The organism is Rhizobium sp. 3T7, from assembly GCF_020166565.1.
GTDB lineage: Bacteria > Pseudomonadota > Alphaproteobacteria > Rhizobiales > Rhizobiaceae > Rhizobium.
Map to the genome: position 1 here is coordinate 1 of NZ_JAIQXS010000024.1, position 12,942 is coordinate 12,942.

General features: G+C 60.5%; 12 protein-coding genes. 4 read left to right on the forward strand and 8 right to left on the reverse strand.

The genetic code is table 11. The annotated features are described in order from the left end of the window. The first annotated feature begins 58 nt into the window (after positions 1-58). Complete coding sequence (locus tag K9B32_RS24585; protein WP_224567163.1) at positions 59-541, forward strand: DUF992 domain-containing protein; 483 nt, start codon at positions 59-61, stop codon at positions 539-541. Between the two features lie 183 nt (positions 542-724). Here the strand turns inward: K9B32_RS24585 and K9B32_RS24590 are convergent, their stop codons facing one another. The 6 genes from K9B32_RS24590 to K9B32_RS24615 all read right to left on the reverse strand — a co-directional run bounded on the left by K9B32_RS24590 (position 725) and on the right by K9B32_RS24615 (position 7,384). Beyond that, positions 725-2,119 carry an NAD(P)(+) transhydrogenase (Re/Si-specific) subunit beta gene (locus tag K9B32_RS24590; protein ID WP_224567000.1) on the reverse strand — a complete coding sequence of 465 codons (1,395 nt, stop codon included), beginning with the start codon at positions 2,117-2,119 and terminating at the stop codon, positions 725-727. A gap of 7 nt (positions 2,120-2,126) precedes the next feature. Beyond that, the gene (locus K9B32_RS24595) at positions 2,127-2,525 is read right to left on the reverse strand and encodes a proton-translocating transhydrogenase family protein (RefSeq protein ID WP_007797674.1); all 399 of its coding nucleotides are present in this window, start codon (positions 2,523-2,525) and stop codon (positions 2,127-2,129) included. Then, positions 2,525-3,673, reverse strand: a complete 1,149-nt coding sequence (locus tag K9B32_RS24600) for a Re/Si-specific NAD(P)(+) transhydrogenase subunit alpha (RefSeq protein WP_224567001.1) — start codon at positions 3,671-3,673, stop codon at positions 2,525-2,527. The genes K9B32_RS24595 and K9B32_RS24600 overlap by 1 nt, the downstream gene beginning before the upstream one ends. A gap of 99 nt (positions 3,674-3,772) precedes the next feature. Next, complete coding sequence (locus K9B32_RS24605; protein ID WP_007797669.1) at positions 3,773-3,997, reverse strand: aa3-type cytochrome c oxidase subunit IV; 225 nt, start codon at positions 3,995-3,997, stop codon at positions 3,773-3,775. Positions 3,998-4,178: 181 nt separating this feature from the next. Further along, positions 4,179-4,931: an N-acyl amino acid synthase FeeM domain-containing protein gene (locus tag K9B32_RS24610; protein ID WP_088692114.1), complete on the reverse strand. Its 753-nt coding sequence runs from the start codon at positions 4,929-4,931 to the stop codon at positions 4,179-4,181. 149 nt (positions 4,932-5,080) lie between these two features. Next, complete coding sequence (locus K9B32_RS24615; RefSeq protein ID WP_224567003.1) at positions 5,081-7,384, reverse strand: putative bifunctional diguanylate cyclase/phosphodiesterase; 2,304 nt, start codon at positions 7,382-7,384, stop codon at positions 5,081-5,083. A 329-nt stretch (positions 7,385-7,713) separates the two neighbouring features. Here K9B32_RS24615 and K9B32_RS24620 point away from each other — a divergent pair, with 329 nt between their 5' ends. Both K9B32_RS24620 and K9B32_RS24625 read left to right on the forward strand, forming a co-directional pair. Continuing rightward, entirely contained in the window at positions 7,714-8,253 is a 540-nt protein-coding gene (locus K9B32_RS24620; protein WP_224567005.1) for a TRAP transporter small permease subunit, read from the forward strand. A 21-nt stretch (positions 8,254-8,274) separates the two neighbouring features. After that, positions 8,275-9,822 (forward strand): TRAP transporter large permease subunit, encoded by a 1,548-nt coding sequence (locus K9B32_RS24625; RefSeq protein ID WP_224567007.1) that lies wholly within the window; start codon positions 8,275-8,277, stop codon positions 9,820-9,822. Between the two features lie 57 nt (positions 9,823-9,879). Here the strand turns inward: K9B32_RS24625 and K9B32_RS24630 are convergent, their stop codons facing one another. Continuing rightward, entirely contained in the window at positions 9,880-10,989 is a 1,110-nt protein-coding gene (locus K9B32_RS24630; RefSeq protein ID WP_224567009.1) for a TRAP transporter substrate-binding protein, read from the reverse strand. Between the two features lie 296 nt (positions 10,990-11,285). Between K9B32_RS24630 and K9B32_RS24635 the strand changes: the two genes are divergently transcribed. Further along, on the forward strand, positions 11,286-12,065 hold the full coding sequence (locus tag K9B32_RS24635; protein WP_224567019.1) for a gamma-glutamyl-gamma-aminobutyrate hydrolase family protein: 780 nt from the start codon (positions 11,286-11,288) through the stop codon (positions 12,063-12,065). Positions 12,066-12,100: 35 nt separating this feature from the next. On the opposite strand, the gene K9B32_RS24640 is transcribed toward K9B32_RS24635, so the two are convergent. After that, complete coding sequence (locus K9B32_RS24640) at positions 12,101-12,775, reverse strand: VOC family protein (RefSeq protein ID WP_224567021.1); 675 nt, start codon at positions 12,773-12,775, stop codon at positions 12,101-12,103. Positions 12,776-12,942: the final 167 nt, after the last annotated feature.

Consider the following 12,942-nt stretch of genomic DNA (forward strand, 5'->3'; position numbering starts at 1 on the left):
AAGGAAAAGCCCGCAAATGCTGGTGTTTACCCCTTGTGTTCTTTCATTGGAGAAGACCATGTTCAGGGAAACGATGATTGCCGCGGCGGCTGCCGCAGTAGCCGCCATCGCAAACCCGGCAAGTGCCGCAAATTACATCACGCTCGGTCAGCTCGTCTGCGGATCGGAGGGCGGTCAGGGATTGATCGTCACCTCGCAGAAGAACCTGCTCTGCACCTACACGCCGGCGGAAGGGGGACCCAAGGTCGTCTATGCCGGAACGATTCAGAAATTCGGCCTGGATGTCGGCCAGACCGGCAAGACAGTCATGATATGGCAGGTTCTGGCCAAGACCGGAACCGATATTGCCGACTACGCGCTGGCCGGTGAGTATTACGGCGTAGGGGCCGATGCGAGCTTCGGCGCGGGTGCAGGTGCCAAGGTGATTGCCGGTGGTACCAACCAATCCTTCATGCTCCAGCCACTGAACGTGCAGGCCCAGGAAGGCCTGAACCTCGCGCTCGGCGTGGAGAAACTGACGCTGGCGCCGGCTGCCACCTGATCGCAGGTCGCGCCGAGAAGGAGAGAGGCCCCTGCCTCTCTCCTTTCTATTCACGTGGAGCAATGCGCCGCCTAAGACCACATCGTCCGTCCGATTGAACCAACCGCTCTGCCGGTTACGGGGCAAAACAACGGCGTGGATCGAAAGCCGCGCCCTCGCTCCGATCAGCAACCCGACGAGGCCTCAGTGGCCGATCGCCTTGTTGATTTCCTCGGTCACCTTCTTTGCATCGCCGAGCAGCATCATCGTGCCGTCCTTATAGAACAGCGTATTGTCGATGCCGGCATAGCCGGAGCCGAGCGAGCGTTTGACGAAGAGGCAGGTCTTGGCCTTGTCGACGTCGAGGATCGGCATGCCGTAGATCGGCGAGGTCTTGTCGTCGCGCGCCGCCGGATTGGTAACGTCGTTGGCGCCGATGACATAGGCGACATCCGCCTGCGCGAATTCCGAATTGATATCCTCGAGTTCGAAGACCTCGTCGTAAGGCACGTTCGCTTCGGCCAACAGTACGTTCATGTGGCCCGGCATGCGGCCGGCGACCGGATGGATCGCGTATTTCACCTCGACACCGTTCTTCTTCAGATTGTCGGCCATTTCACGAAGTGCATGCTGCGCCTGCGCCACCGCCATGCCGTAGCCCGGCACGATGATGACCTTGGAGGCGTTCGCCATCAGATAAGCGGCATCTTCCGCCGAGCCGAGCTTGACCGTTTTGTCGGAATTGTCCGTGCCGCCTGCAGCCGTTTCGCCGCCAAAGCCACCGAGGATGACCGAAATGAACGAGCGGTTCATGCCCTTGCACATGATGTAGGACAGAATCGCACCGGAAGAGCCGACGAGCGCACCGGTGATGATCAGCGCCAGGTTGCCGAGCGTGAAGCCGATACCGGCCGCTGCCCATCCCGAATAGGAATTCAGCATCGACACGACGACAGGCATATCGGCGCCGCCGATCGGCACGATCAAAAGCACGCCGAGCGCCAGCGACAGCGCGACGAGCGCCCAGAAGTCAACATGGCTTTCCGTCGCGGCCAGGCCGATGATGAAGAGCACAATCAGCGCCAGGAGAGCGATGTTGATCAGATGCCGGAAAGGCAGGAGGATCGGCTTGCCGGACATGCGCCCGTCAAGCTTCAGGAAGGCGATGATCGAGCCGGTGAAGGTCAACGCACCAATCGCGACACCGAGCGCCATTTCGATCCGCGCCTCGGTATGGATCTCACCGATGTTGCCGATGCCGAAGGAAGACGGCGTATAGAGCGCCGACGCCGCCACCAGCACGGCGGCAAGGCCGACCAGCGAGTGGAAGCCGGCGACCAGCTGCGGCATCGAAGTCATCGGAATGACGCGGGCGATATAGGCGCCCGCACCGCCGCCGATGGCAAGGCCGAGAACGATCAGCACGAAACCGCCGAAGGACGGCGTTGCCAGCGTCAGCGTGGTGAGGATGGCGATCGCCATGCCGGCCATGCCGTAGAGATTTCCCTTGCGGCTGGTGGCCGGATGGGAAAGCCCACGCAATGCCAGGATGAAGAGAACGCCGGAAACAAGATAAAGGAAGGCTGCGATACTGGTCATGCGGTCCTCACTTGTCCTTCTTCTTGTACATCGCCAGCATGCGCTGGGTGACAAGGAAGCCGCCGAAGATGTTCACCGAGACGAGGACGAGGGCGATGAAGCCGAAGCCGGTCGCAAGCCCACTCGTCGAAATGCCGACCGCCAGAAGCGCGCCGACGACGATGACCGAAGAGATCGCATTGGTGACCGCCATCAGCGGCGTGTGCAGCGCCGGCGTCACCGACCAGACGACGTAATAGCCGACGAAGATCGCCAGCACGAAGATCGCGAACTGGAACACGAAGGGATCGATCGCGCCGCCGGTTGCGGCACTTGCCGCTTCGGGGGCATGAGCAGCAGCAGCCGTCACCGCGTTCACAGCCTGGTTCAGCTGCTCCAGCGCCTTGTCCATTGCTTCACTGGCCATCAGTTATCCCCCTTCTTCGCACCGCCGAACGCCGGGTGCGCGACATTGCCCGCATGCGTCAGCATCGTCGCCTTGATCAGCTCGTCCTCGAGATTGAGAGCAATCGTCTTCGTTTCCTTGTTGACCATGGTCTCGAGGAAGGTGACGAGGTTCTTGGCGTAGAGCTGAGAGGCACTGGCGGCAATCCTGCCGGCCATGTTTGCAAAGCCGATGACGCGCACGCCGTCGACGTCTGCGACCTTGCCCGGCTTGACGCCTTCGATATTGCCGCCGCGCTCGACGGCGAGGTCGACGGCGACCGCACCCGGCTTCATCGACTTCAGCATCTCGCGCGACACGAGCTTCGGTGCCGGGCGTCCGGGGATCAGCGCCGTGGTGATGACGATGTCCTGCTTGGCGATGTGATCGGCCACAAGAGCCGCCTGCTTCGCCTGGTATTCCTTGGACATTTCCTTGGCGTATCCGCCAGCCGTCTCGGCGGCCTTGAACTCTTCATCCTCGACGGCGATGAATTTCGCACCCAGGGAAGCAACCTGTTCCTTCGCCGCCGGGCGAACGTCGGTCGCCGAGACCGCAGCACCGAGACGACGAGCCGTGGCGATCGCCTGCAGCCCGGCAACGCCGGCGCCCATGACGAAGACCTTGGCCGCCGGAACGGTGCCGGCGGCCGTCATCATCATCGGCATGGCCCGATCATAAACCGCCGCCGCTTCGATGACTGCCTGGTAACCTGCCAAGTTTGCCTGCGAGGAAAGAACGTCCATTGACTGCGCGCGCGTGATGCGCGGCATCAGTTCCATGGCGAAGCTGGAGAGCCCGGCCTTGGCCATGGCGGTGATCGCTTCGTCGTTACCGTAGGGATCCATGACCGCAATCACGATCGCGCCGCTCTTGTAGCCACCGATCTCTTCGTCCGTGGGACGGCGCACTTTCAGCACTACATCGGCCGTGGCCGCAGCACCGACGGAGCCGATCCGTGCCCCGATCGCTTCGAACTCCGCATCCGGAATTTTCGACTTGGTCCCCGCTCCGGTCTCGACGACGACGTCGAGCCCGAGCCCTACCATCTTCTTTACGGTTTCGACGGACGCAGCGACGCGCGTCTCATCTCCCGTGGTTTCTTTCGCGACAAAAACAATATTGCCCAACCGCCCCCTCCTCCGGGTCAGCCAGCCTGCCGCAGGTCCTCCCTGCTCAGTCCGAATATTCAGTCAAAGCTCTGGAAAAGCGCCCCTCCCACGCCGCGCTTAGCGCAGCAGAACGAGGCCAGCGATAAAGACGATCAGCAGGACGACGAGTCCGCCAAGGAAGCCAGCCCCGGTGAAGAAGCCAGCGGTCATGCCGAGCAGCAGAGCGACAAGAAACAGCGTGCCGTACTTCGCTGCGGCAAGGAACATGCTGTAAGTCTGCTCATGTTCCTTGTAATCCATCGGCGCGCCAACTTCGGCAGGTCCGGTGTGATGCTCAGCCATGAATATCGTCTCCCTCAAACTTCCCGGCCGATAAAGCAATGCGGCCGGTCGACTGCCGTGATTCCCTCGCTCCCGCGAGGGAATTTCCCTGCAGAGGGATTACACAAAGCTTTGATAAAGCGCAATGCATGAGAATGCCACAGGCAGGCCTGCATTCTCAGCCAAATTCAAGCGGATGGGATCACAGCGGAAGATCGGTTCCGAGATCGCCTTCAGCCATGAAACGTGCCGTCGGAATGATGGTGAGCGGCGGCAGCGTGTCATTGGGAGTGCGCGAGAACATCATGCGCTGCTCGCTGGCGCTGGAGATGAAGAAGGGATAGCGCGTCAGGAGCTTTCGGCCGACCTCGATGACATTGGTCGCCATCAGCGTCAGATCGAAGCCGTAGGTCTCGGTCATGCGGCTCGCGACGACGGTATCGGCATAGAAGACACGCTTGTAGAAGGCCGCATGCGCCGGGCGCACGTGCTGCATTACACGGTCCGCGCGAAAATGCGCGGCAGCGACGATGTTCGGACGCAGCGTAAGATAGGGAATCCACGGCATTTCCGTGCTGAGTTCCGGATCCGCAGCGAAGCGCGCCGGATCGATCAGGCTCAGTCCGGCATCCAAAAATGCATCCATTTCCACCGGAAAGATACCGCCCGATTGTGAGACACGATGGTCCGGCGTCACGTGATGGATGCGGATCGTGCTGACGAGCTGTTCATAATAGTACAGTCCGAAAACATAGGCCTGACTGTCGAAATCGGCCTCGTCGATCATGCTTTTGGCGGCGACCGGAAGCACTTCACGGGCCTTGTAGGCCTTGTAGCGCAGGCGCTCCACCTCTTCCATATCCTCGCCGCTTTCGACGCGACGGTATTCGACGTGGTTCATTATTTCGAGGAGTTTGCTGCTGAAATCACTCGTCTTTAAAGGGTTGTCTGCCATAGTTACTCGGTTCGCTGTTAACGAAGCATTAATCATATGGAACCGGCGGAAGAGCAAGAACGGTGCGAGAATTTGCATTATATTTGAATTGTTAAGGTTAACGGCGCAGCGTTTGCGCGATGCATCCTCGGCTGCAAGAGCGAGCAGGCTTATGCAACTTTCGAACGACGACGCGGCGCCGTACGGCGACTGAGGCTTTGGGAGAGGATGGCGATGTTCTGCGCCGGAACTGCCGGCGAGAAAACGTAGCCCTGCACGAGATCGGTGGCGCGATACTTGTTGAGCAAGGCCAGTTGCTCGGTGGTCTCGACACCTTCGGTGACGATCTTCAGACCGAGTTCGCGCGCCAGGTTGACGGTGCCGCGCAGCAGCTTGAGCCGACGCCCGTCCTCGACGATGTTGCGCAGGAACGAGCGGTCGATCTTGACGATGTCGAGCGGCAGCGTGTCGAGATAGCTGAGGCTGGAGAAGCCGGTGCCGAAGTCGTCGATCGCAATCGTGATCCCGCGTGCCCTAAGTTCGGCGAGAATCGCGCGCACCGCAGCCGGCTCGTCGATCAGGCAGCTTTCGGTGATCTCCAGATGCAGTCGCGCTGGCTCGAGGCCCGAGGCCTCGAGCGCTTCCGCGACCACGGCAAGAATGTCGGCGTCACGCAGATCGCGCGCCGACAGGTTGACCGAAACCGCGATATGATCCGGCCAGCTCATGCAGTCCTTGCACGCCTTCATCAGGATAAAGCGGGTGATGTCGGAGATGATGCCCATCTCTTCGGCAAGGCGAATGAAGACATCCGGTGGGATCGCGCCCTTTTCGGGATGCACCCAGCGCGCCAGCGCCTCGGCACATTCGATGCGCGTTCCGTCCGCTTTGAACATCGGCTGGTAGGCAACGCTCAGACCCTGGTTGCCGATCGCTTCGCGCAGATCCGCCTTGAGCTTCTGCTGCTCGATATAGCGACCGTCCATCTCGCGTTCGAAGCCGGCAATGCCGCCGCGCTGCTTCGACTTGCTCTCGAAGAGGGCGAGATCAGCCTTGATGCTCCACTCCTCCATCGCGAAGGCATCGCTTTCCAGGATCGCAAAGCCGGCACTCAGCGAAACGAGGAAGGTGACGTCATCCGCCTCGTAATTGCCCTGGATGCTCTCATGGAAACGGTGAATCTCCGCGTCGAGCGTGGCCAGGTCCTTCGCATGCGGGAAGAAGAGAATGAACTGGTCACCCATCAAGCGGCCGACGATGGCCTTGCCCGCCTGCTTGGCGATACGGCTTGCGATGGCGCACAGCAACCGGTCGCCGGTGATGTGGCCGCGCATATCGTTAACATGCTTGAACTCGTCGATATCGAGAACCATGAAGGCGACGGGGCCGCGCTTCTTCTGGTGCTTGGTCAGGTAGTCCTGCACGAGATGGCTGAAGTATTCGCGGTTCGGCAGACCGGTCAGCGCATCGAAGCGAACCATGTGCAGGATCTTCTGCTCCGCCTTCACGCGGCTCGACACGTCTTCGAAAATCAAGACGGCACCGCCATCGGCGCGGCGGCTCGCCGAAAACTCCAGCGACAGATCCTCTGGAAAGTGAATCAGCGTGCGCGAAAGCTTGCCCTCGGCGACATGCGTCATCTGCCGCAGGATCAACTCCGGCTGCGTGGAATCCATAAAGCTGTAGCGGGCGCCGTAGCGCAGCACCGCGCCGAGGTCGCGTTCCTTCAGCCGCTCAGGGTCGCCGATCTTCAGAAGGTCGCAGGCCTTGCGGTTGATAACCTGGATACGGTTTTCCGGATCGACCATCACCAGGCCATGCGGCATGTTGTTGAGTGCCGTGTCGAAGCGGTCGGCGATCATCGAGATCTCGCGACGCGCAATGACGTTCTCATAGAGGAACTCGCGCACGCCGTTGGCCATTGCCCGCGTCGTCAGGCCGAACGGAATGAGGAAAGCCGACAGGATCGCACGATAGAAGTCGAGCGCCATCAGGCTGCAGATGATCATCGGCAGACAGCAGGCCAGCGTCTGCAGGTCGATCGCCTTTTGCGATCCATAGTTTCGGCCGACGACGGAGACCATCGACGCCATGGTGACCGCGATGCAGGCGAGCTCGGCGAAGGGATCCTGCAGGATGAAGATCGCGTAACCGCTGCCGATGCCGAGGATGGTCGCGGTGGACGCGGCACCGATGACGTAGACGGTTTCCCAATGTTCGATCTGCTCGCGCGAGAGCGTCCGCTTGTCGACCTTGTCGAACATGCGGAAGGTGACCATCCGACCAGCGAAAACCGCAAGGAAACCGACCGACAGGACGACATAGAATGGAGAACTGGTTTTCAGGGCAACGGCGAGGAAGGCAACCACATGCACGACGACGCCCGCGACGAGTGTCATGCGATTCCCGAAGAGGGAGCTGACAAACGACAGATAAACGTCGGTAGGGACCCTGTTCGGGTTATGTGGCTTCATCCATACTTTCCCTGTGCGGCGAAACCTTACCCGCAACCCTTTAAAAATTGATTTCGGGTAATCGATACATTTTGTCGAATTTTTCAAAACCCTGGGATGAATTTTAGCGTTTGCAAGGACTTATGCAGCCATTCGGAGAAGTTTTCGGGCTTGTGCGGCTAGCCATAGGTTGTCTTGCCGCTCCACGATTAACGCCACGCGCGTCTGGGAGGGTCTATACGACTATATTCCAACACGCCCCCTTTAATCTTCCAATTTGAAGAGCCGTGGTCTAAACCCGTGAAAAGATAAAAGGCGCATAAAAACGCGCGACATAACAGGGGGAAGGCATGCCGGCTTTGTTGACCGTCAGCCGGTTGATCGATGCGGTCAGCCAATTCATGGGCAAACTATCCGAATACATGGTGCTGTTCTGCTGTCTGATCAGCGCCGCCAACGCACTGATCCGCTATTCTTTCAGCTACAGCTCCAACGGCTGGCTCGAGATCCAATGGTATCTCTTCGCCTTCATCGTCGTGCTGGGCGCTGCTCCTACGCTGCGCATGAACGAGCACGTGCGCGTGGACCTGATCTACGGCGCGGTCTCGGACAAGACGAAGATCTGGATCGACATCATCGGCCTGATCGTGTTCCTGATCCCGGCCTGCATCTTCCTGACCTGGCTCTGCTGGCCGTTCTTCCTCTCCTCCTACCAGCAGCATGAGATTTCCGCCAATGCCGGCGGCCTGATCCGCTGGCCGGTCAAGCTCATTCTCCTCCTCGGCTTCGGGTTGCTATCCCTTCAGGGCATCTCGGAGTTGATCAAGAGGATTGCTGCCCTCACCGGCTACATCCTGATCGATACAAAATACGAAAAGCCGCTGCAGTAAGCCGGACCGGGAGGAACACCATTGTTTGATTTCGGCATCATTCCGCCGGCCATGTTCGTGGGCATGGTCCTCTTCATGCTCTACGGCTTTCCGGTCGCCTTTTCGCTGGCTGCCGTCGGCCTGTTTTTCGGCATTATCGGCATCGCCACCGGACATTTCAGCGAAGCCTTCCTGCAAGCGCTGCCGCTGCGCTTCTTCGGCATCGTCTCCAACGACCTGCTGCTCGCCATCCCCTTCTTCACCTTCATGGGCGCCATCCTGGAGCGCTGCGGCCTGGCCGAGGACCTGCTCGAGGGAACCGGCAAGCTGTTCGGCCGCATTCCGGGCGGCCTTGCCTACGCGGTGATCCTTGTCGGCGCCGTGCTCGGTGCCATCACCGGCACCGTTGCTGCCTCGGTCATTACCATGGGCGTCATTTCGCTGCCGATCATGCTGCGTTATGGCTACAGCCCACGGCTCGCCACCGGCGTCATCGCCGCCTCCGGCACCATCACCCAGGTCATTCCGCCGTCCCTCGTGCTCGTCGTGCTTGCCGACCAGCTCGGCAAATCGGTCGGCGACATGTATCTCGGCGCTATTGGCCCGTCGATCCTGCAGGTCGCGATCTTCATGGGCTATATCCTGATCCTGTCGATCTTGAAGCCCGCCACCGTGCCGCCGCTGCCGAAGGAAGTGCGCGGCGACTTCACCTGGGGGCTGCTCCTGAAGGTGCTGTCGGGAATGGTGCCGTCGATCGTGCTGATCTTCCTCGTCCTCGGCACGATCTTCATGGGACTGGCGACGCCCACCGAAGCCGGTGCGCTTGGCGTCGTCGGCGCCATGGTGCTTGCCGCCATCCATCGCCGTCTCACCTGGCCGCTGATGCAGGAAGCGATGCGCTCCACTATGCACATCACCTCGATGGTAGTGATGATCCTGATCGGCTCGACCTGCTTCAGCCTCGTCTTCCAGGGCATGGATGGCTCGCGCTGGATCGAGCACATGCTGTCGGGTATCCCCGGCGGCCCCGTCGGCTTCCTGATCTTCGTCAACATCTTCATCTTCGTGCTGGCCTTCTTCCTCGATTTCTTCGAGATCGCCTTCATTGTCATCCCGATGCTGGCACCGGTTGCTTCGGCGCTCGGCATCGACCTGATCTGGTTCGGCGTGCTGATTTGCGTCAACATGCAGACGAGCTTCATGCATCCGCCCTTCGGCTTCGCGCTCTTCTACCTGCGCTCCATCGCCGATCGCAGCGTCAAGACCTCGGATATCTACATGGGTGCCCTTCCCTGGGTCTGCATGCAACTGGTCCTGGTTGCGATCGTGATTTTCTGGCCACAATCGGTAACCTATTGGCTCGACAAGGGGCCGAAGATCGATCCGAACTCGATCAAGATCGAGGTGCCCGGCTTCGGCGGCAACGGCTTGTCGCTGCCACCGCTGGGAACACCGGGCGGCGCTTCACCACAGATGCCCGGCCTGACCTTGCCGCCGCTGAATGGCCTGCCCGGCCAGCCACCGGCGCCCGCGCCGGCAACTCCCGCGCCACCGGCCACCGATCTCAGCCAACCACCCAAGATCAACTGACAACAAAAAAGCCCCGAACTATCCGGGGCTTTTTCTTGTCTCGGCCTGAACCAGCGCTCAGATCTTGCCGGCCCGCTGCTGGATCATCATGAACGTGTCGAACGTGTATTCCGACAGCTGCGCCCAGAGGTAGGCATCGCGCTTGAACGCGGTCTGATCCTCGTAGATCTTCTTGAAATACGGGTTGGATGCCGAAATCTCGGCATAGATGCCGAGGGCCGCCTGGAAGCAAGCTTCCAAGATGTCCTGGCTGAAGGGCCGCAGCGTCGCGCCCTCCGATACCAGCTGCTTCAGCGCCGGCGGGTTTTTCACATCGTATTTCGCCATCATGTTGGTGTTGGCAAAGGCACAGGCATCGGTCAGCGCCGCCTGATAGTGCTTCGGCAGGCTGTTCCACTTTTCCAGATTGAAGAAGGCGTGAACGGTCGGACCGCCTTCCCACCAGCCGGGATAGTAGTAGTACTTCGCAACCTTGTGCAGGCCGAGTTTCAGATCGTCGTAGGGGCCGACGAATTCGGAAGCGTCGATCGTACCCTTTTCGAGGGCCGGATAGATGTCGCCGCCGGCGATTTGCTGCGGAATGACGCCAACCTTGCTGATGACCTGGCCGGCAAGACCGGCGATACGCATCTTGACGCCCTTCAGATCGTCAAGCGTATTGATTTCCTTGCGGAACCAGCCGCCCATCTGAGCACCCGTATTACCCGCCGGCAGGCCGTAAATGCCCTGCGTGGCGTAGAACTCGTTCATCAGCTTGTTGCCGTTGCCTTCGTAGAACCAGGCATTGGTCAGGCGTCCGTTGAGACCGAACGGGATTGCCGTGCCGATCGCGTAGGTCGGATCCTTGCCGACGAAATAGTAGGAGCAGGTATGCGCAGCCTCGACCGTGCCGGCGCTGACGGCATCAGCCGCCTGCAGGCCCGGAATGATTTCGCCTGCGGCAAAGGGCTGGATGGTGAAGTTGCCATCGGTCGCTGCGGCAAGGTGCTTAGAGATATCGTCCGCCGCGCCATAGATCGTATCGAGGCTCTTCGGGAATGACGACGTCATGCGCCAGGAAATCTTAGGGTTCTCTTGTGCAATGGCGGGCGCCGCCAATGTACCCGCAGCAGCGATCGCGCCGGCCCCGGCGGTTCCTGCTTTCTTCATGAATGAACGACGATCCATCAAAAACCTCCCGTATAGATGGTGCTGCGAGGTGAACCCTCATCTCTGCCCGCAGCAATGGCGGAAACCTAAGCACGGTGGCGACCGTGTTTCAAGCACTGTCCCATTAGTCTTTGGCATCACGACGGCAATATGGCGCCGAGCGCATTTGCATCAAAATCAGCGAGTTAGGCAAGACACGCCCGAGCAACCGGCCGACAACGCCGCAATTCCGCCCGCGATTGCGCCGAGACGTTGACTTCCAAGCCGTTCTCGGCTCTCACAATAACGAACCGCATCTACCGACCGGGGTTAAAATGACGAAGCCGATCGTCGCCGTTCCTGCCGATATCCGCACCTTCGACGGTGCCACATGGCACGCCGTCCAACATCAATATGTCCGCGCTGCGCTGAACGCCGCTGGCGTCATGGCCTTCATCATTCCGGCGTTCGAGGAAGGCTACGGCACGGACGCGATCCTGGACCGCGTCGACGGCGTTCTCGTCTCGGGCTCGGCCAGCAACGTGCACCCGTCTTACTACGGCGCAACCGCGACCGACGCCGACGGGCCCTTCGATATCGCGCGTGACGCAACAAGCCTGCCGCTGATCCGCCGCGCCATCGACCGCGCCATTCCGCTGCTCGCAATCTGCCGCGGCATTCAGGAGCTCAACGTCGCGCTGGGCGGCACGCTCGCCAGCGAGATCCAGACCCAGCCGGGCATATGGGATCACCGCACGCCGGCCGAGGTGGACCGTGACAGCAAGTACGCGATCCGCCAGAGCGTCTTCGTCAAGGAAGGCTCCTGCATCGCGGGCATCGTCGGCCCGGGCGAGATTAGGGTGAACTCTCTTCATCGCCAGGCCATCGCCAAGACCGCGCCGCGCCTGCAAATGGAGGCGGTGGCCGAAGACGGTACGATCGAGGCCGTGTCCGTGATCGATGCTCCGGCCTTTGCGGTCGGGGTTCAATGGCATCCGGAATACTGGGCTGAGACCGACGAGCCATCGAAGCAGATCTTCACCGCCTTCGGCGATGCGGTGAGGGGCTACGCTGCAGCCAAACTCTCAAAAGCGGGCGAAAAGACCTCCGCCTGATCGACCCGCAAATCGCCGACGCGTCATCGAGCAACTCACGACGGCAGGGGCCTGCCTGCCTGTTCGCTGACCATGTACGCCGCATACCAGGTGGGCCAGTCATCATCGTGCTTGCCGATGCGCTTCTCGTGCTCTCCATGGGCGGCCGCCGCCCGGCGCAAAGCTGCCTCAAGATCGGTTGATGACGCAAACAACGTTTCGTCGGCGTCTATTCGGCCAGGCAATCGCGCTGTCACTTCCTGGAACAGCCAGCCGTTGCCATCGGGATCGCTGAACGACGCAAAAGAGGCGTAGCTGCGATGTCCCGGATGCGGTCCCGTCAATCGGGCATTCTCGCCGGCATGATGGAATACGCCGCCAGCATCATGGAAAACTTCGCTCACATCTACGCCATACTTCACAAGCTCGGCGCGAGCCGCCTCCACGTCGGAGACGATGAGATGGAGCCCCTGCGCCGTACCGGGCACGGCGGCCGTCACATTCTTGCCGAAGATGACAGAACACGGCGAACCCGGAGGTGTGAATTGAATGACCCGGAAATCGTCGCCCGTGACGACATCGGCGTCGAGCCGCCAACCGAGATTGCCATAAAACTGCTTGGCGCGGTCGACGTCCGACACCGGGACGACGATGACCTCAAGCTTCATGTCGGCCGTCCGCATTGCCGGAGTCCTGACCATCGCCTCGCTCTGCACAGAAGTATTGCCCATGTTCAGCTCCCTGGTTTGGATACTTTGAGATGGCAATAGAACGTGGCGAGTGGATCACAGCAGTCGCAGGCAGTCGAATCAATTTGTCCCATGCGGGCGCGCGGCAGATCGTTGGCCCTGCCGGATGGCGATAGAGTGACCACGGGCCTGACGAGATCATTCGAACC